Genomic DNA, 17,286 nt, shown 5'->3' with positions numbered 1-17,286 from the left:
TCGCGAACGCCGTTCGACGCAGTTACTTTTCTCTCTCGTACGCTATCGCTCGTACCCCGCCAGCGACGCGAACACGTCGTCGGCGTCGGCGATGGCGGTTCGCAGGCGGTCAACGCCCGGCTTCCCGGTCCGGCCGGGGTTGGCGTACACACGAACCTCCTGTGTGCCCAGCGAGAGGAACCCCGCGCCGAGTCGCTCGGCGGTCGCACGGAGGCCGAGGCCGGCGTCGGCGTCGCCCGCGAGGACGCGCCGGGCGGGCGACTCGTGGGCGCGGACCGCGCGGTCGAAGCCGTCGACCGCCTCCGTCACCTCGCGGCGGGTCGTTCCGCGCTCTTCAGCAAGGTCCGCGAGTGCGTTCGAGAGGCTGACCCGAAGTCCGGAGTTCGAGTCGCGGTTGACGAACCGCAGGTCGCGGTCGACCAAGTCCGCGAGACCCGTCACGTCGTCGGGGTTGCCCGTCGGGACGACGAGCCCCCACTCGCGGGTCCACGCGCCGAGCGTCTCGGCGGGTTCGGGGTCGCCGTTCCCGGTTGGGTCACGCGTGGCGACGGCGTCGCGACTCGTCGGCCCGGCGACGACGGCCACGTCCGGGAGGCCGTCGCGCAGGCGACGCAGGCCCTCCCGAGAGCCGACCGGGAGGTAGCGCGGGCGCTCGACGCGGTCGAGCAGTCGCGACAGCGCGGGGTCGTCCTCGCCGACGCCGAGCAGCGTCGGGGCGCGCACGTCCGGCGAGAACAGCGTCACCTCGACCGCCTCGCCGGCCGCGAGGTACTCTGTGTCGGCGTCGACGACGACGACGCCGTCCGCCTCCACGAGGCTCGTCGTCGCTCCCGACCCCTTGTCGACGGGGTAGACGAGCGTCTCGCCGCTCTCGTCGTTGACCAGTCCCGCGGGCATCAGTCGCATCCGCCCCTCCGAGTAGCGCTCCTCGACGGCCATCCGGCCGGTCACGGTCGCGGTTCGCGGTTCGGGCTTCCCGGCCGCCCCCCGAATCGCCGGCGCGACGAACGTGCGGAAGATGGTCAGCGCCGACACCGGGTAGCCGGGGAGACCGACGTACGCGGAGTCGCCGACCCGTCCGACGAGCATCGGCTTGCCCGGCTTCACCGAGACGCCGTGGAGGAGGAGTTCGCCCCGGTCTTCGATGACGCGGTAGATGACGTCGACGGCGGAGGCGGAGGTCGACCCCGACGACAACACCAGATCGCACTCCTCGCTGGCCTCGACGAGCAGGCGCTCCATCTCGTCATAGTCGTCGCCCGCGTGGGGGTACAGTCGCGCCTCGCCGCCGGCCTCCTCGACGCCCGCGGCGATGGTGTAGCTGTTCACGTCGTAGATCTGTCCGCGCTCGCTGTGGAGGTCGTCGCCGGGACGGACGAGTTCGTCGCCCGTCGAGACGATGCCGACGGTCGGCTTCCCACGGACGGGCACCTCGTCGACGCCGAGCGCCGACAGCAACCCGATCTCACGGGGTGTGATCTCGGTTCCGGGGCCGAGTGCCCGACCGCCTGCGGCGATGTCGGCGCCCGCGAACATCACGTGGTCGCCGGGTGCGACCGACGTGCGGATCTCGATGCGGTCGTCGCCGTCCTCGCCCGTCATCTCGGTCGTTCGCTCGACCATCACGACCGCGTCCGCGCCGTCGGGCATCACCGCACCCGTCGATATCTCCGCGCAGGTGCCCGGGTCGACCGTCACCTCGGGCGTCGCGCCCGCGTGGACCGCGCCGATCAGATCGAGCGTCGCGGGGTCGGCTTCGTCCGCGCCGAAGGTGTCGCGGGCGCGGACGGCGTAGCCGTCCATCGACGCCCGATCGAACCCCGGCACGTCGAGTTCGGCGTCGATCCGTTTGGCCAACACGCGGCCGCGGGCGTCGTCGAGGGGAACCGTCTCGGGGACGGGGGTCAGATCCAGCGACTCGATGGCCTCGTGCGCCTCCTCGGGGTCTGCGAGGTCGCGGAACTCCTTGCGGTCGCTCATTCGTTCACCTCCCACAGTTCGACGTCGACCGTCTCGCCGGCGTCGATGCCCTCACGCGACTCGGGGACGACCACCCACCCGTCGGCCAGTGCGACCGACGAGAGCATCCCCGACCCGGAGGCGCGCGTCGGCGTCGCCGCCACGGTCGGGCCGTCGGCAGCGTCGCCATCGCCGCCGTCACCGTCGTCTGTCTCGTCGAGTTTCACGCGGGCGAACGTCCGCACGCCCGGTTCCGAGGACACTTTCCGCGTCAGCGTCGCCCGTCGCGTCGGCGGTGGGTCGTGCGGGAGCGACCCGAGTTCGCGGACCACAGGCCGGAGGAACTGCACGGCGTTGACGATGCACGCGACCGGATAGCCCGGCAGCATAATCACCGGTGTCTCCTCGACGACGCTGAGTGCGACCGGGTGGCCCGGCTTGAGGGCGACGCCGTGGACCAACACCTCACCTATCTCGTCGACGACTTCGGGGATGAGGTCGCGTTCGCCCACCGACGACCCGCCGGTGGTGACGACCACGTCGTGGTCGAGGTCGCGTTCGATCGCCCGGCGGAGAGCGTCTTCGTCGTCGGTGACGATGTCCCGGTAGGTGGCGTCGCCGCCCCAGCGCTCGGCCAGTCGAGAGACGGTGAGGCCGTTCGTCTCGATGACCTCGCCGGGGGCGGGGTCGGACTCGACGAGTTCCTCGCCGGTCGGGACGACCGACACGCGCGGGCGTTCGGCCACCGTCACCTCGTCCATCCCGACCGAGCGGAGCAAGCCGAGGTCGGACGGGCGCAGGCGGTGTGGCGGTTCGTACAGCGTCTGTCCCTCGGCGACGTCTTCGCCGGTCGGGCCGACGTTCTCGCCCTCGGCGACGGCGTCGAACACCTCGACCTCTGTGCCGACCTCGTCGGCTTGCTCGACTTTGACGACGGCGTCGGCACCGGGTGGGAGTTCACTCCCCGTGTGGACGCGGACGGCTTCCTCCGGGCCGACCTCCTCGTCGACGGCGAACAGCACGGTGGGTGACCTCCCGGAGGCGCCGAAGGTGTCGGCGGCGCGGACGGCCCACCCGTCCATTGCGGCGCGGTCGTACCCCGGAACGGGCGTCGGCGCGGTCGTCGCGGCGGCGACGGCCCGGCCGTCCGCGGCCGCGAGCGACACCGTCTCCGTCCGACCGTGCGGGTCGACGGCCGAGAGCAGTCGCTCGCGGGCGGCGGCGACGCGAGTGCGCTGTTTGAACCCCGAGCGCGTGCGGTCGTGACTCATACACGGACGTTACGGCCGCGCGATAAAAAGCACGGCAGTCGGGGGAGTTGCGGGACGGCGAACGGCGGTAGATCAGTTCCGTGGACCCGAGCGCCGCCGACCGCGACGAGTGAACAGCGTTCGAAGCCGAGCGCCCACGGCCCGCACGGTCGCGAGCGGTCGGAACGCGACCGGAACCTCCTCGTGGCCGTCCGGCGGGACCGGTGCGTTCCACGACACCACTGCCGCGTCCGGTTCGATGCGAACGACCGCCGCCGGGTCGCCTCCACGGTCTGTCGGCGCGGCCGTATCCGGGTCCTCGCTCGCCTCTGACATACGCGTGTCCACCACATCGGTCTTCAAAAATCTATGGGTGAGGTTGACACGCACGAGAGGCTCCGTCACCGCGGCCTTTTTCGACGCGCCGCTCTTTCACCCATCTATGTCGAAGCTACGCGAAGCACTGCGGGACCTGCCCGAACCGGTGTTCGCGGATCTGTTGGAGAGCGACGACGCGTACCTCCTCGTCGTCGACCTGCCGGGAGCCAGCGCGGAAACGACGGACGTTCGGCTCGAACGGGGCCGCCTCCACATCGAGGCACGCCGTGAGAAGGCCGCAGACGCCGACTTCAGCTACGTCGAGGAGGACCGGCCGCTGTTCCTTGACGCAGAGATTCCGCTGCCGCCGGACGCGACCCACGAGGAGAGTTTCGCGGAGATGGACCGCGGCGTGCTGACGGTCCGTCTACCCAAGCGTGCGGCCGCGCCCGAACACACCATCCCGGTCTCGGACGCGTAACCTGGGTGATCACGCTGGCCTCACTGCGCGCGTACCGTCGGTTCCCGGTCGTCATCTATCGGTTCCTCCCGCTCATCCTCGCGTACGCACGCGACCGCAAGCGGTTCATCCTGTTCGGATCCGGACGGGAGGTGACCCGCGAGATGCGGGTCCAGCGAGCGGAGGTACTGCTGGAGACGCTGTTGACGCTCGGCCCGACGTTCATCAAACTCGGACAGATTCTCTCGACGCGACCCGACGTGTTGCCGTCGGCGTACATCGAGGTGCTGTCGTCGCTGCAAGACGACGTGCCGCCCGCACCCTGGGACGAGTCGAAACGAGTACTCGAAGAGGAACTCGGCCCCATCGAGGAGGTGTTCGACGAGTTCGACCCCGAGCCAATCTCGGGTGCGAGTCTCGGGCAGGTGTACGTCGCCACTTACGAGGGCGAGGAGGTGGCCGTGAAGATTCGTCGGCCGGGCATCGAGGAACTCGTGCAGGCGGACCTCCGCGTCATCAAGTGGTCGCTGCCGCTACTCACGCGCTTCGTCGGGCAAGGACAGGCGTTCTCGCTCGACAACCTCGCCGAAGAGTTCGACAAGACGATCAACCAGGAGATGGACTACGACCGCGAACGGCGGGTGCTCAGTGAGATCAGAGGGAACTTCGAGGGCAACGACCGCGTCGTCATCCCGCGTCCCGTCGCCGCGGCGTCGGGCCCGCGCGTGCTCACGATGGAGTACCTCCCCGGCACGAAAATCTCCGACACCGCTGCGCTCGACCGGATGGGCATCGACCGGACGGAACTGGCGACGACGCTCCAGCGTGTGTACCTCCAGATGATCGCCGAGGACGGCGTCTTCCACGCCGACCCCCACCCGGGCAACCTCTCTGTCACCGACCAGGGGCAGATCATCTTCTACGACTTCGGGATGTCCGGGCAGGTGGACCCGTTCATCCAAGAGAAAATAATCGACTTCTACATCGCCGTCGCCAACCAGAACATCGACGCCATCCTCGACGCCTTAGTCGAGATGGGGACGCTCTCGCCGGAGGCCGACCGGCAGGTGATGGCCGACGTGATGGAACTGGCCATCGCGGACGTCCGCGGCGAGGACATCGAGCAGTACCGCGTCCAGCAAGTGATCGAACAGGTGGAGTCGACCATCTACGACTTCCCGCTTCGCCTGCCGCAGAACATGGCGCTCGTCCTCCGGGTCGCGACCGTCGTCGAGGGGGTGTGCGTCACGCTCGACCCCGAGTTCGACTTCATCGAGGTCGCAACCGACTATCTCTCCGAGCAGGGGTATCTGGAAGACACCGCCCGCCGGTACGCCCGCGACGCCGCCCAGCAGACCCGGAAGACGGCACAAGCGCTGTTCACGGTGCCGCCGAAACTCGAAGACGTTCTCACCACCGCTCAGCGGGGGAACCTCTCGGTCAACGTCACGCTGGAGGACGATAATAAGGTGCTCGACCGCCTCGCACAGCGCATCGCCTACTCCGTGCTGACCGCGGTAGGTGGGCTGTCGGCGGCGATTATCTACTCGTTCGGCGGCGAGATGCTCGACGTGTACCTCTCGGTCGCCATCGTCGTCGCGACGCTCCCGATGGTGTTCTTCCTGTATCGCTCGTTCACGAAGGAGAAACGCGGCCTCCGGGCCCAGCCACAGTTCACGCGGCAGAACCTCAAAGACCGGCAGACCGAAGATGAGGAAGGTCCGGGGACCGTCGACGCGATGATGCCCGGCGCGGTGAACCAAGCGGGGAGCGGCGACACCGACGAGGGAGCGACGGCAGACGAACGAACCGTCACCGAGGACGGCGGTCGCCACCTCGCAGAACGGACGCGTGGCCGTCGTGACTGGGACGACGGCGGCGTCGACATCGACGTGCGCGACGAACGCGGGCGACGAGACCGGTAGCGGCGTCCGCCTGCCGACACCTCACGCGAGTTCGTCGATAATCGCGTCGGCGACCTTCATCGGTTGTTCGTGTTGGACCCAGTGGGTCGCCTCTTGGAACGTCGTGAGACGGCCGTCCGCGCAGTAGTCGACGGAGTCGTACGCCATCCGGCGCTTGAGGAACTGGTCGTGGACTCCCCAGATGATCCGAGTGGGGACGGTCACCTCGTCGGTCCTCGGGACGGGTCGCTGGCGGGCGGCCGCCCGATACCAGTTGAGCATCGCGGTGAACGCGCCGTCCCGGCCCCACGCCGCGCGGTAGCGGTCGAAGTCGGCCGTCGAGAACGTCCCCGGCATCGACGACTCGCGCATCATCGTCACCGGCAGTCGCCAGTTGGCCGCGCGAATCACCGCCTCGGGTACCTTCGGAACCTGGAAGAACAGCGCGTAGCCAGAGCGCAGGAGTTGGGTGGGGTCGCCAGAGAGCGTCCGTCGGATCACCGTCGGGTGCGGGGCGTTGACGGCGACGAACGACGAGAGCCGGTCGGCGTGTTCGAGCGCCAGCCACCAGCCGACGACGCCGCCCCAGTCGTGGCCCACGACCGCGGCCTCCTCACGGCCGTACGCGTCGATGAGGGCGGTCACGTCAGCGGCCAGCGTCTGGATGCGGTACTCGGCGACGCCGCTCGGACGGTCGCTGCGGTTGTAGCCGCGCTGGTCGGGGACGACGACGCGGTAGCCCTCGTTGACGAGCGGTCGGATCTGGTCGTGCCAGCCGTACCAGAACTCGGGGAAGCCGTGCAACAGCACGACGAGTTCACCGTCCTCGGGACCGGCCTCGACGACGTGGAACCGGAGCCCGTTCGCGTCCACGAACGTCGATTCGCCGGGCACGTCCGCCGGGAGGTCGTCGGCTGCTGCCGCCGCAGGCGTCGCGGTCATATCACTTCGTATAGGTGCTCTACGGCGAAAACGTACCGGCCGTCGGCGGCGGTCGAGTTCGGTGACCGACGAGGACAGTATCTGGACGCGACGGGGCAGTACCTGGCAATCCGTAGTTAGGTATGTTTCCGACAGTGTAGAAGGTATGACACCATATTCACGTCGTCGTGCCGGTCAGACTTGGTCGCGCCCGAGGACGGTACTGCTCGCGTGTGCGCTCATCGCTCTCGTCGTGTTGGCGGGGTGCACCGGCGTCGGCGACACCCCGGGTGCGGGCGACAACGAGTCGGGAGCGGCACCCGCCACCGACGTTCCGGAGCAGACCCCAGAGGCGACACCGGAGCCGACCCCGGAACCGACACCGGAACCGGAGCCGACACCGGAACCAGACACGCCGACCGAGGGTGACGCGCCCGCAGACGGCACGGAGACGGAAGCCGCGGCGGCTACCGATCGAGCGTTCCCGCTGTGGGTCGCTGCGGGCCTGTTACTGCTCGGGGCAGGCGTCGGCGTCGCGTTGCTGCGCCGGCGGTCACCCGCGGTCGACCCCGTTCCCACGTCGCCGGCGGCGCAAACGGCCCAGGCACGCTCGGACGCGGAGACGATCATCTCGCTGCTTCACACCCGTCGCGGGCGGGCGTTCGAGGACGCTATCGCCGAGGCCGCCGAGTGGTCGCCGGCCCGCACGCGACGCGTCGTCGATGGCCTGGTCGCCACCGGCGACGTAGCGCGTCGCGAGACGCCCGAGGGAACGCTCGTCGTGTTCGCCGACCCCGACGACCGGAGGGGCGGGAATGCGGTTCGCGCGTTGCTGGAAGAGCACAATGGACGGATGTTCGAGATGGACATCGCCGACGAACTCGACTGGTCGATGGCCACCACGCGCCACGTCGTCGACGACCTAGTCGCCGACGTCGTCGTCGTTCGCCGCGACGTCGACGGAGAAGCACTCGTCGTCATCGTCGACTGAGCGGTCGCTTGCGTGTCTCGTCGACCGTCTCCGACGGGTTGACTACTCGTTCCCGACCGCGAGGCTCCACACCGCCGTCAGCCCCAGCAACAGCGCCGGGAGGAACGGCAACACGAGCATCGCCGCGATGAACCGGAAGCCCAGTTCGCCCGGCGCGGTCGGGCGAACGTAGATGATTCCGGGGACGACGAGGAACGCGAACACGACGACGCCGACGAGCACCCAGCCCCGTACCCCGAGGTCGTCTTCCTCGGACTCGTTCGCGACAGAGGCCGCGTCGTCGACGCGTTCGTAGCCGTCGCCCGTGTTGACGAGGCGACCGCGTTCGTCGGTCTCGGTGGTGTTCGATCCCTCAGAGCTCACTATCTGGTTTAACCACCACTTTGCCAAAGCCCTCTCGGTTCTCGATCATCTCGTGGGCGCGTGCGGCCTCGCTCATCGGCAGCACCTCGCGGATGCGCGGTTCGAACGTGCCGTCCCACACGAGTTCGAGGACGTCGTCGACCTCGCCGGGCGTCGCCATCGTCGACCCGATGACCTTCAACTGGTTCCAGAAGATGCGGTTGATGTCCGTCTCGGGTCGCCCACCGGTGGTCGCTCCACACGTGACGACGCGGCCGCCCTTCGCGAGGCTCTTCAGCGAGTCGTGCCACGTCGCCGCGCCGATGTGGTCGACGACCATATCGACGCCGCGGCGGCCCGTGTGCTCGCGAATCTCGCTCGCGAAGTCGTCCTCCTCGTAGTTGATGACGTGGTCTGCGCCGCACTCCTCGGCGTACTGGAGTTTCTCCTCGGTGGAAGCGGTCGCGTACACCTCCGCGCCGACGAAGTCGGCGATCTGGACTGCCGCGTGGCCGACGCCGCCGGACGCGCCGAGGACGAGGATCTTTTCGCCGGGCGCGAGTTCGCCCTGCGAGAGCAGCATCCGCCACGCGGTCTGGAACACGAGCGACGCCGACCCCGCGACCTCCCAGTCGACGTGGTCGGGAACGGGAACGAGGTTGTCGGCGGGGACGGCCGCGAGTTCGGAGTGGACGCCTCGCTGGTGTTCCCCGATGATCGAGAAGCGAACGCACAGCGACTCCTCGCCGTGCCGGCAGAACTCACACTCGCCACAGGAGACGCCCGCGGAGACGGCAACGTGGTCGCCCTCCTCGAACCGGGTGACGCCCTCGCCGACCTCGGTGACGACGCCCGCGCCGTCGGATCCGGGGATGTGCGGCATCTCCAGGTCGATGCCCGGCAGTCCCTTTCGGGTCCAGATGTCGAGGTGGTTGAGCGCTCCCGCCTTCACGTCGACGATGACCTCGCCGCGTCCCGGTTCGGGGTCCGGGAAGTCGCCGTACTCGATTACGTCGCGGTCGCCGTGCTCCGAGAACTGGACTGCCTTCATTCGTGCGTCACTCTGCCACGCGGGGGGAGTAAACACTTCCCCATCGTTCACCCTCGATCGGGAACATACCACCGAGACATTTATGTCGGAGTGTAAAGTCTCCTTTACTGTAAAGCAAGCTTTACACCACGACGCTATGACCACGATACACTTCACCCTCGATCGAACCGAGTCGACCCGTCTCACACACACCCCCGTCGTGAGGTCACAGCGATGACCGAAACCGTGACCGCGCCGACGGTACGCCGACGGCAACGCTACCGGACGCTGTTGTTCGGGTCGGTCGTCGTGGCCGCCCTCGCGAACGTCGTCCTCCGTGCGGTCGGCTACCCGGTCGTGGCCGAAGCCGTCTACTGGGTCGGCCTCGCGGCGTTCGTCGGTATCTGGCGGTTCAGCCCAGTGACGCTGTTCGACGAACGTGACGCCGACCTCGAACGACGGGCGAGCACTGCCACCCTACAGGTCGCAGCAGTCGTCCTCGTCCTCGGGGCCTCCGGCGCACGAACGCTCGCCGCCCTCGGAATCTACGAGGTTCCGCCGATGGTCTCGGGCGTCCTGTACGGCTACGTGGGTCTGTTCGTCGTGTTCGCGGCGGCGCTGATCTACACGAAGTTGACGCGATGAACAACGACGTCCGTGCCCGCCGCGATGAACACGACCTGAGCCAAGCGGGACTGGCGGAAGCAGTCGGCGTCACACGACAGACAATCAACAGCATCGAACGCGGACGGTACGACCCGTCGCTGGAGTTGGCGTTCACGCTCGCTGATTTCTTCGGCTGCCAGATCGAAGACCTGTTCCACCCCGACAGCGAGGACTCGTAGCCGACCGCCGCCACGGTACCGACCCTCCACAAGACCTTTTCCGAGACGTGTGACACGTTCGGTGTGTCCCGCCTCCTCGCCCGCAGTCGCGTGCTCGCGACCCTCCGCGTCTTCGTCGTCGCCGCCGGACTCGCCGGCCACGTCGCCGTCACCGCCTTCGTCCTCGACCTCCCGCCACCGCCGGAGACAGGCGACGGCCTCCCCGCTGGCTTCGCGTTCGCGTTCGCGCTGATCGGGACGGTCGCCGCGGGCGTCGTCACCGTCGTCGGCTACGGCCTTCCGGCGGGCGACGGGCCTCTCGCTCGCGGGCCGTTCGTCGACCGCCCCTCGGTGTTTCGGCTCTGTGCCGGCGGTGCCACCGCGGCGGCGGTCGGCATCGGCCTCGCGGTGGGCCTCTCGTTTCTCCTCTCGGGAATGGTCACCGTCGCCGTCTGGGTCCTCGGCGTCGGCCTGATCGTCGGTGGCGTCGTCGCCCTCGCGGTCGCGGGGGTCGCGGTCGCCGTTCGCGCCGTCGCCGGCGAGGGTGCGGCGCTACTCCGAGCCCGGGGTTGAAGCACGCGCAGACGGTATCCGCGGCTATGAGCGACGACCACGGCCACGATGGTCACGACCATCACGACCACGCACACGACGACCACCACGCACACGACCTCGAGACGCTCGGCTACGCGGTCGTCACAGTCTCGTCTTCACGCACCCACGAGGACGACCCCGCGGGCGACGCTATCGAGGCGGCAGTCACGGACGCAGGCGACGAGGTAGCCGTCCGAGAGATCATCGACGACGACTTCGACGGCGTGCAGTCGACGGTCGACCGCCTGATCGACCGCGACGACGTGGACTGCGTCGTCACGACCGGCGGCACCGGCGTCACGCCCGACGACGTGACCGTCGAAGCGGTGGCACCGCTGCTGGACAAGGAACTGCCGGGGTTCGGGGAACTGTTCCGATCGCTGAGCCGTGATGAGATCGGGACGATGGTCGTCGGGACGCGCGCGACTGCTGGCGTCGCGAGCGGTGTGCCGGTGTTCTGTCTGCCGGGGAGCGAGAACGCCGCACGACTCGGGATCGAGAAGATCATCACGGCAGAAGCGGGCCACCTCGCGGGGTTGGCACGGCGGGAGTGAATGACCGTTCGGAGAAGCGAGGTAACACCGACCGTGCCGTCGGGGTCTATCACGTGTTGGGTCCTCGGTGGGGCAAACCGACGACCACGTGACGACGGCACGGCGGATGCACGGTGGCGTGCCCCCGTCGGGTCCGCCCGAGTGGGGCGGGGTCCGACGGCCACGGCGCGCGTCGCGCAGGGCAACCGCGACGGGGGTCACCCGGAACCGAGGGAGTCGGACCGGAGGGCCGCGCAGTCGGAGACCGATCCTCTGGGGGCACTCGAACCGAGTAGACACAACCACATTACTTCACCGTCCGGAAGCGATCCCACTCGGTGGGAACAGTTCCAGAGAGCGGAACACACATATCCGAGACGGTCCACGTGCGGGACGAATGACAACTGGCGACGCAGCGACTCTGGCCGACGTACTCGCGAAGCGTCGCGACGTTCTCGCGGCGGTGTGTGACGGCCCCCTCGACAAACGAACGCTCGTCGACCGTCTCGACGTCCCTCGAACCACGCTCGATCGCGGCGTCCGCGAACTCGTCGACGCCGGCCTCGCAGACACCGTCGACGGCGGCGTCGTCGCCACCGCCGTCGGACGAACGGTCCTCGACGAACACGACGGCTACCGGCGTCGCCTCGCTGGAATCGCGGCTGCCGAACCACTGTTCGAGTCGCTTCCGGAAGACACCCCGCTCGACGGTCGCTTCCTCGCCGGTGCGACCGTCGCCACGCCCGAACCGACCGTACCGGACGGTGTAATCGAACGGCTCTTCGAGTCGGTCGCCAGTGCACGTCGCGTTCGCGGCGTCGCGCCGGTCGCCCTCTCGGGCCACGTCGACACGTTCGACGCGGAGGCGACCGCCGGTGACGCGCCCCCGGAGTTGGTCGTGTCGCCGGACGTGTTGGACCACCTCATCGAGACACGCTACGACCGTGTGTTAGAACTGGTCGAGGCAGAGGCGATGGAGTACTACTACGGCCCGACGAGCGTGTGTTTCGGCGTGTGGGTCGCCGAACACGACGACCGGGCCGACGAGGCGGGACTCGTCGTCTACACCGACACCGGCGTCGGCGGTGTCGCGGTCAACGACACCCACGAGGCGGTGGCGTGGGCCAACGAGTGCATCGACGAGACGAGAGCGACGGCGACGAAGTTGACCGCCGAGGAAGTTCGAGAGCGACGTGGACTCCCGAACGCGACCCCCGACATCGAGTGAGACAACGGTTCGCCGCCGACGACCGCGCCGGCCTGACAGTAGTCGCGCGACACGCGACCGCGCCACACACCGGGGGCGACATGGACGCCTTTTTGAGTCGTAGCACCGGAGAGTGAATATGTTGCTAACGGTCTCCGGCCCGCCGGGAAGCGGGAAGAGCACCACCGCCGCCGCACTCGCCGAGGCGTTCGATCTAGAACACGTCTCGGGGGGCGACATCTTCCGGGAACTGGCCGCCGAGCGTGAGATGACGCCCGTCGAGTTCAACGAACTCGCCGAGGAGGAAGATCAGATCGACCGCGACCTAGACCGTCGCCTGCGACAAATCGCTATCGAACGCGACGACGTCCTGCTGGAATCACGACTCGCCGGATGGCTCGCGGCCGAACACGCCGACCTGCGCATCTGGCTCGACGCGCCGCTGGAGGTCAGGTGTGACCGCATCGTCGACCGGGAGGAGAAACCGCTCGAACAGGTCATCGAGGAGACGCGCCGCCGCGAGAGCAGCGAGGCGAAACGCTACCGCGAGTACTACAACATCGACATCGACGACCTGAGCATCTACGACCTCGTGTACAACACCGCCCGCTGGTCGCCCGAGGGCGTGTTGGGAATGCTCACGACCGCCGTCGACTCGTACGACCCAAACACCGACGAAGGAAAAGCCTCCGTCGACGGCGTCACCTACGACTTCTGAGCGATGCGCCCGGCACCCGAGGAGCGGTCGGTCGAAGACCTGTGCGCGTTCGGCGTCGTCAACCTCGACAAGCCCGCCGGCCCGTCTGCCCACCAAGTAGCCGCGTGGGTGCGTGACATCCTCGGCGTCGACCGCGCGGCCCACGCGGGTACGCTCGATCCGAAGGTGACCGGGTGTCTGCCGACGCTCACCGGCGACGCGACCCGCCTCGCCCCTGTCTTCCTCGAAGGCGCGAAAGAGTACGTCGCCGTCCTCGAACTTCACGGCTCGGCCCCCACGGACCTAGAGCGTGTCGTCGCCGAGTTCGAGGGCGAACTCTACCAGAAGCCGCCCCGAAAGTCAGCGGTGAAACGCCGTCTGCGAACGCGGGAGGTGTACGATCTGACGGTCCTGGATCAGACCGACAGACAGGTCCTCCTCCGGATTCGGTGTGAGTCGGGGACGTACGTCCGCAAACTCTGTCACGACATCGGCCTCGCGTTGGGAACCGGCGGGCACATGGGCCACCTGCGGCGAACCGCGACCGATCCCTTCGACGACCGCGACCTCCACACGCTCCACGACCTCGCCGACGGCGTCGCCTTCGCAGACGGGCGAGACACGCCCGACGGTGACCCCGACGAGTCGCTGATATGGGAGGTGCTTCGCCCCGCAGAGGAGGCAATGACCGGTCTGCCGTCGCTCACCATTGCCGACTCTGCCGCCCGCGAGGTCGCCAACGGCGCGCCCGTGTACGCACCCGGCGTCGTCGCGAGCGGCGCGTTCGGCGCGGGTGACCCCGACGACGGCGACCTCTTGGCGTGTTACACGCCCGACGGTTCAGCGGTCTGTCTCGGTCGACTCGTCGGCGACCCCGACGCAGACGCCGGCGAGGTCGTCTCGCTGGAGCGGGTGTTGGTCTGAGGCGGCCGCCGACCGTTCTGCGATACGCTCCTCCACTCTGGCGTCCGACCGACGCGCCTTTGTCACGCCGCCCGTCAGCCGAGTGCATGCACGAGACGCTCACGGTCGGCACCGCAAGCGCCGACCCCGGCGAACTCGCAGACGGTTGGATCGACGCGACCGACCTCCCGACCGGCGGGAGCGAACGCCTGCCGGTTACGGTGGTCAACGGCGTCGACGAAGGGCCCGTCCTCTGGGTCACGGGTGGCGTCCACGGCGACGAAGCCACCGGTGTCGCGGTCGCACAGGACGTCGCCGCCGTCGCCGCCGACGCCATCGCGGAGTTGGCGGGTTCGGTCGTCGTCGTCCCCGTCGTCAACCCGGCGGGCCTCCGGCGCAACGAACGCACCTCTTACTACGGCGGCGACGACCCGAACCGCTACTTCCCGGACACAGCGCGTGACGCCTCGCGGCCACCGGAGACACAGGAACGGATCGATACCCGCCTATTCGAGGCGCTGACGGAGTCGGCGGACCTGCTCGTCGACTGCCACACCGCACAGGTCGGGTCGATGCCGTTCACCATCCGTGACCGCGTCCTCTACGGTGACCAGCGAACCGAAGCCGAGGCCGAGACGCTCGCGGCCGACCTCGACCGTCTCGCGACCGCACTCGGCCTACCGATCCTCACAGAGTATCCTGCCGAGGAGTACGTCGACCAGTCGCTCCAGCGGTCGACCGCGGGCGCGGCGCTCAACACCGCCGATATCCCCGCTGTCACGGCGGAACTGGGCGGCCACAGCGTCGTCGAGGAGGACGCCCGCGCCGCTGGCGTCGCCGGTATTCTTGCCGTCGCCGTCGAGTTCGGACTGCTCGATTCGGTCCCCGAGAGCGTCGATGCGGCGGGGTCGGGTATCCCCGACGCACCCGTCGACTACCCCGTCCGTCGGTTCGTCGGGCCGCGCGTCGAGTCGGCGGGACTACTCCGTCACCGCGTCGCCGTCGGCGAACCTGTCGAGACGGGCGACGTAATCGCCGACGTGGTGACGCCTCACGGCGACGTGGTCGAGTCGGTAGAGACGGACCACGACGGCTACGTCATCGGGCGCAGCGAGGGACTCGCTGCCTACGAGGGGTCGGCCGTCGCGAGTATGGCCGTCCGCGACGACGGCGACTTGGTGGTTCCACGGGATCCAGACAACGCGGAGTGACCGCGCCGTGTCGTGTGATCGCACGACGTGACCGCTTCCCGAAACGAAGCGCTTAACCCCGACGCTCGTCTCTCACAAAATGCGGGACCGTAGGGTAGTGGTATCCTCTGCGGATGGGGTCCGTAGGACCTGAGTTCGAATCTCGGCGGTCCCACTCCACTTTCTGACAACAACTTCCGCCACAGTGTAACTGCCACCAGACGGCATCGGGGTGGGGGTGTGACGGCCCGAATCGACTCAGACCGAGCCGATACGGACTGTCTCCACTGTAGGGCGCACGTCACCGAGCGGTTCGTCAATCAGAATGGTGACCGCGTTTAGTAGTATCGCTACAAGCCCGAATCAGACCCAGTTGAGCAAGGCGTAAATCGCTACGAATCGACCATCTCGTATCGATGGCACGACCCGTTCTCAAGTGGGCTGGGGGAAAGCGCCAGTTGCTGGATGAGTTGTACGCCAGGTTTCCTGAATCGTACGGACACTACCACGAGCCATTCTTCGGTGGCGGAGCGCTCTTTTTCGATATCGAGCCACAGAACGGGACGATCAACGACACGAATCCGAGGTTGGTGAACTTCTACCAGCAGATTCGAGATAATCCGGACGAACTCATCGAACTCCTTCGTACGTTCGACGACCCCGAGTCGGAACCCGACGAAGAGCGAGCGTACAGTAGTACCAACCGAAGTGGCAAACAGATCGAGGGGTACTACTACCAGCAGCGGGCGCTGTTTAACAATCGACCGTACGGCGACGACTACGACCCGGTAGAAGAAGCCGCACTGTTGTTGTATCTCAATCGGACGGGCTACAACGGCCTGTATCGAGAGAACAGTTCTGGTGGATTCAACGTGCCAATCGGGCGATACGCGAATCCGGATTGGGTGCAAGCAGAGCGGATCAGAGAAGCGAGCGTCGCCCTCGAACGTACCGACATCTTCAATCGAGATTTCGAGTACATCCTCGACTACGCCGAAGGCGGCGACGTCGTGTACTTCGATCCGCCGTACGAGCCAATGAGCCCCACAGCCAACTTCAACGACTACAGCGGGGACGGGTTCGATACGGACGATCAAGAACGGCTCTTAGCGGTAGCGCAGAAACTCGATCAGCACGGTGTCCACGTGATTCTCAGTAACAGCGGGGTGATGTTCGAACGGTACGACGAGGCAGGATTCTCGGTGGAGATCGAAGGTGCAACGAGGGCGATAAACAGCGATAGCGACGACAGAGGCGAAGTGGACGAGATCGTGGCGACGAACGTCCCAGAGTCAGCGCGTCGCAGTGCAGGCCAGCAAGAGATCGCAGATTTCTAGATCGTGGTGGTACTCGGCCGGGTTATTCGACCTACCACCCCACAGCGGCACGCAGCGGACCCGCTAGGTGGTAGCTACCTGTCGCCGCTACCTACGGCCTTCACTCGCCGCGACGACGGCGTACTCCAGAGCGGCTACTGAGCGTGCACTTATGACACACCACTATCTTCTTTGATATGTTGCCCTGCAACGTTATAAGGTAAGGCCGTCTTACCTGCAATCAGCACAGTGCAGCCGGGAGTTGCCCTCCCACCCTGTGTGTAGCACCTATGGAGCTCAAAACCCTCTTCGACGACGACCGCGCCGTCTCGCCGGTGATCGGCGTGATCCTGATGGTCGCTATCACCGTGATTCTGGCTGCGGTGATCGGGTCGTTCGTCCTCGGCCTGGGGAACAGCGTACAAGAAACTGCACCGAACGCGAACTTCCAGTTCGATTACACCGAAAATGGAAACGGGACGTACAACGTCTCCGCAACTCACACTGGCGGCGACACGATCCCTGCTGCAGATTCGCTGAACATTAGCGCTGCAGGCGGTAACGGAACCGTCGTTCAAGCGTTCCCCACGGACGGAGTGAGCGCTGGTGACTCAGCTATCATCGACGCAGTCGCGAACGACACTGAAGTCCGCGTCATCTGGACGGCGCAGAACGGTCAGAGTTCGCAGGCACTCGCCACCGACTCGACCCCGGCGTAACCACGCCCACGAATTTTCCGATTTTTCACGATTTCAAGCCGTAGGCATCTCTCGACACGCGAGCGAGCGAGAAGTGAAGCATCATCGGTAATTGTCTTTTTGTCCTCTCGTCACCACCAGATAGTAGA

At 67.2% G+C, this 17,286-nt stretch carries 18 protein-coding genes, 1 tRNA gene and 1 pseudogene; 14 read left to right on the top strand and 6 right to left on the bottom strand.

What is annotated here, in order from left to right; genetic code table 11:
* Positions 1-42 precede the first annotated feature (42 nt).
* The 3 genes from P0D77_RS05330 to P0D77_RS05320 all read right to left on the bottom strand — a co-directional run bounded on the left by P0D77_RS05330 (position 43) and on the right by P0D77_RS05320 (position 3,545).
* Entirely contained in the window at positions 43-1,980 is a 1,938-nt protein-coding gene (locus P0D77_RS05330) for a molybdopterin biosynthesis protein (RefSeq protein ID WP_277555193.1), read from the bottom strand.
* Complete coding sequence (locus P0D77_RS05325) at positions 1,977-3,230, bottom strand: molybdopterin molybdotransferase MoeA (RefSeq protein ID WP_277555192.1); 1,254 nt, start codon at positions 3,228-3,230, stop codon at positions 1,977-1,979. The genes P0D77_RS05330 and P0D77_RS05325 overlap by 4 nt, the downstream gene beginning before the upstream one ends.
* 72 nt (positions 3,231-3,302) lie before the next feature.
* Positions 3,303-3,545, bottom strand: a complete 243-nt coding sequence (locus P0D77_RS05320) for a hypothetical protein (RefSeq protein ID WP_277555191.1) — start codon at positions 3,543-3,545, stop codon at positions 3,303-3,305.
* A 106-nt stretch (positions 3,546-3,651) separates the two neighbouring features.
* Between P0D77_RS05320 and P0D77_RS05315 the strand changes: the two genes are divergently transcribed.
* Positions 3,652-4,008 (top strand): Hsp20/alpha crystallin family protein, encoded by a 357-nt coding sequence (locus P0D77_RS05315; RefSeq protein WP_277555190.1) that lies wholly within the window; start codon positions 3,652-3,654, stop codon positions 4,006-4,008.
* Positions 4,009-4,013: 5 nt separating this feature from the next.
* A pseudogene (locus P0D77_RS05310) lies at positions 4,014-5,696 on the top strand (ABC1 kinase family protein); the annotation flags it as partial.
* A gap of 237 nt (positions 5,697-5,933) precedes the next feature.
* On the opposite strand, the gene P0D77_RS05305 reads toward P0D77_RS05310, so the two are convergent.
* On the bottom strand, positions 5,934-6,833 hold the full coding sequence (locus P0D77_RS05305; protein WP_277555188.1) for an alpha/beta fold hydrolase: 900 nt from the start codon (positions 6,831-6,833) through the stop codon (positions 5,934-5,936).
* Positions 6,834-6,978: 145 nt separating this feature from the next.
* Between P0D77_RS05305 and P0D77_RS05300 the strand changes: the two genes are divergently transcribed.
* Positions 6,979-7,803 (top strand): DUF7343 domain-containing protein, encoded by an 825-nt coding sequence (locus tag P0D77_RS05300; RefSeq protein ID WP_277555187.1) that lies wholly within the window; start codon positions 6,979-6,981, stop codon positions 7,801-7,803.
* A 42-nt stretch (positions 7,804-7,845) separates the two neighbouring features.
* Here P0D77_RS05300 and P0D77_RS05295 read toward each other — a convergent pair whose 3' ends face one another.
* Both P0D77_RS05295 and P0D77_RS05290 read right to left on the bottom strand, forming a co-directional pair.
* Positions 7,846-8,166, bottom strand: coding sequence for a DUF7977 family protein (locus tag P0D77_RS05295; RefSeq protein ID WP_277555186.1), 321 nt, complete (start codon positions 8,164-8,166; stop codon positions 7,846-7,848).
* The gene (locus P0D77_RS05290) at positions 8,156-9,196 is read right to left on the bottom strand and encodes a zinc-binding dehydrogenase (protein WP_277555185.1); all 1,041 of its coding nucleotides are present in this window, start codon (positions 9,194-9,196) and stop codon (positions 8,156-8,158) included. Before P0D77_RS05290 ends, P0D77_RS05295 begins: the two co-directional genes overlap by 11 nt.
* A gap of 213 nt (positions 9,197-9,409) precedes the next feature.
* On the opposite strand from P0D77_RS05290, the gene P0D77_RS05285 reads away from it, so the two are divergent.
* From P0D77_RS05285 to P0D77_RS05235, 11 genes are all read left to right on the top strand, one after another.
* Positions 9,410-9,820, top strand: coding sequence for a DUF2178 domain-containing protein (locus tag P0D77_RS05285; protein ID WP_277555184.1), 411 nt, complete (start codon positions 9,410-9,412; stop codon positions 9,818-9,820).
* Entirely contained in the window at positions 9,817-10,020 is a 204-nt protein-coding gene (locus P0D77_RS05280; protein ID WP_277555183.1) for a helix-turn-helix transcriptional regulator, read from the top strand. The genes P0D77_RS05285 and P0D77_RS05280 overlap by 4 nt, the downstream gene beginning before the upstream one ends.
* 63 nt (positions 10,021-10,083) lie before the next feature.
* Complete coding sequence (locus tag P0D77_RS05275; RefSeq protein WP_277555182.1) at positions 10,084-10,572, top strand: hypothetical protein; 489 nt, start codon at positions 10,084-10,086, stop codon at positions 10,570-10,572.
* A gap of 26 nt (positions 10,573-10,598) precedes the next feature.
* Positions 10,599-11,147: a MogA/MoaB family molybdenum cofactor biosynthesis protein gene (locus P0D77_RS05270; protein WP_277555181.1), complete on the top strand. Its 549-nt coding sequence runs from the start codon at positions 10,599-10,601 to the stop codon at positions 11,145-11,147.
* Between the two features lie 376 nt (positions 11,148-11,523).
* Positions 11,524-12,354, top strand: coding sequence for a helix-turn-helix transcriptional regulator (locus P0D77_RS05265; RefSeq protein ID WP_277555180.1), 831 nt, complete (start codon positions 11,524-11,526; stop codon positions 12,352-12,354).
* Positions 12,355-12,472: 118 nt separating this feature from the next.
* Positions 12,473-13,051 (top strand): (d)CMP kinase, encoded by a 579-nt coding sequence (gene cmk, locus P0D77_RS05260; RefSeq protein ID WP_277555178.1) that lies wholly within the window; start codon positions 12,473-12,475, stop codon positions 13,049-13,051.
* A gap of 3 nt (positions 13,052-13,054) precedes the next feature.
* Complete coding sequence (locus P0D77_RS05255; RefSeq protein WP_277555177.1) at positions 13,055-13,954, top strand: RNA-guided pseudouridylation complex pseudouridine synthase subunit Cbf5; 900 nt, start codon at positions 13,055-13,057, stop codon at positions 13,952-13,954.
* Positions 13,955-14,040: 86 nt separating this feature from the next.
* A complete protein-coding gene (locus P0D77_RS05250; protein ID WP_277555176.1) occupies positions 14,041-15,144 on the top strand; it encodes a succinylglutamate desuccinylase/aspartoacylase family protein in 1,104 nt (367 codons plus the stop codon).
* An 83-nt stretch (positions 15,145-15,227) separates the two neighbouring features.
* Positions 15,228-15,298: transfer RNA gene (locus tag P0D77_RS05245), tRNA-Pro, on the top strand.
* A gap of 241 nt (positions 15,299-15,539) precedes the next feature.
* On the top strand, positions 15,540-16,460 hold the full coding sequence (locus P0D77_RS05240; RefSeq protein ID WP_277555175.1) for a DNA adenine methylase: 921 nt from the start codon (positions 15,540-15,542) through the stop codon (positions 16,458-16,460).
* A 269-nt stretch (positions 16,461-16,729) separates the two neighbouring features.
* On the top strand, positions 16,730-17,158 hold the full coding sequence (locus tag P0D77_RS05235; RefSeq protein WP_277555174.1) for a type IV pilin N-terminal domain-containing protein: 429 nt from the start codon (positions 16,730-16,732) through the stop codon (positions 17,156-17,158).
* Positions 17,159-17,286: the final 128 nt, after the last annotated feature.

Origin of the sequence: Halobaculum limi (genome assembly GCF_029490015.1) — an archaeon.
GTDB lineage: Archaea > Halobacteriota > Halobacteria > Halobacteriales > Haloferacaceae > Halobaculum > Halobaculum limi.
Note: the sequence above shows the minus strand (reverse complement) of the source record. Positions and strands in the feature narration are given on the sequence as shown.

Excerpts from the sequence above, each read along its gene's own strand:
- P0D77_RS05240 (WP_277555175.1), top strand. The coding sequence starts at position 15,540 with ATGGCACGACCCGTTCTCAAGTGGGCTGGGGGAAAGCGCCAGTTGCTG.
- P0D77_RS05290 (WP_277555185.1), bottom strand. The coding sequence starts at position 9,196 with ATGAAGGCAGTCCAGTTCTCGGAGCACGGCGACCGCGACGTAATCGAG.
- P0D77_RS05325 (WP_277555192.1), bottom strand. The coding sequence starts at position 3,230 with ATGAGTCACGACCGCACGCGCTCGGGGTTCAAACAGCGCACTCGCGTC.
- P0D77_RS05320 (WP_277555191.1), bottom strand. The coding sequence starts at position 3,545 with ATGTCAGAGGCGAGCGAGGACCCGGATACGGCCGCGCCGACAGACCGT.
- P0D77_RS05235 (WP_277555174.1), top strand. The coding sequence starts at position 16,730 with ATGGAGCTCAAAACCCTCTTCGACGACGACCGCGCCGTCTCGCCGGTG.
- P0D77_RS05305 (WP_277555188.1), bottom strand. The coding sequence starts at position 6,833 with ATGACCGCGACGCCTGCGGCGGCAGCAGCCGACGACCTCCCGGCGGAC.
- P0D77_RS05315 (WP_277555190.1), top strand. The coding sequence starts at position 3,652 with ATGTCGAAGCTACGCGAAGCACTGCGGGACCTGCCCGAACCGGTGTTC.
- P0D77_RS05250 (WP_277555176.1), top strand. The coding sequence starts at position 14,041 with ATGCACGAGACGCTCACGGTCGGCACCGCAAGCGCCGACCCCGGCGAA.
- P0D77_RS05330 (WP_277555193.1), bottom strand. The coding sequence starts at position 1,980 with ATGAGCGACCGCAAGGAGTTCCGCGACCTCGCAGACCCCGAGGAGGCG.
- P0D77_RS05255 (WP_277555177.1), top strand. The coding sequence starts at position 13,055 with ATGCGCCCGGCACCCGAGGAGCGGTCGGTCGAAGACCTGTGCGCGTTC.
- P0D77_RS05270 (WP_277555181.1), top strand. The coding sequence starts at position 10,599 with ATGAGCGACGACCACGGCCACGATGGTCACGACCATCACGACCACGCA.
- P0D77_RS05300 (WP_277555187.1), top strand. The coding sequence starts at position 6,979 with ATGACACCATATTCACGTCGTCGTGCCGGTCAGACTTGGTCGCGCCCG.
- cmk (WP_277555178.1), top strand. The coding sequence starts at position 12,473 with ATGTTGCTAACGGTCTCCGGCCCGCCGGGAAGCGGGAAGAGCACCACC.
- P0D77_RS05285 (WP_277555184.1), top strand. The coding sequence starts at position 9,410 with ATGACCGAAACCGTGACCGCGCCGACGGTACGCCGACGGCAACGCTAC.
- P0D77_RS05280 (WP_277555183.1), top strand. The coding sequence starts at position 9,817 with ATGAACAACGACGTCCGTGCCCGCCGCGATGAACACGACCTGAGCCAA.
- P0D77_RS05265 (WP_277555180.1), top strand. The coding sequence starts at position 11,524 with ATGACAACTGGCGACGCAGCGACTCTGGCCGACGTACTCGCGAAGCGT.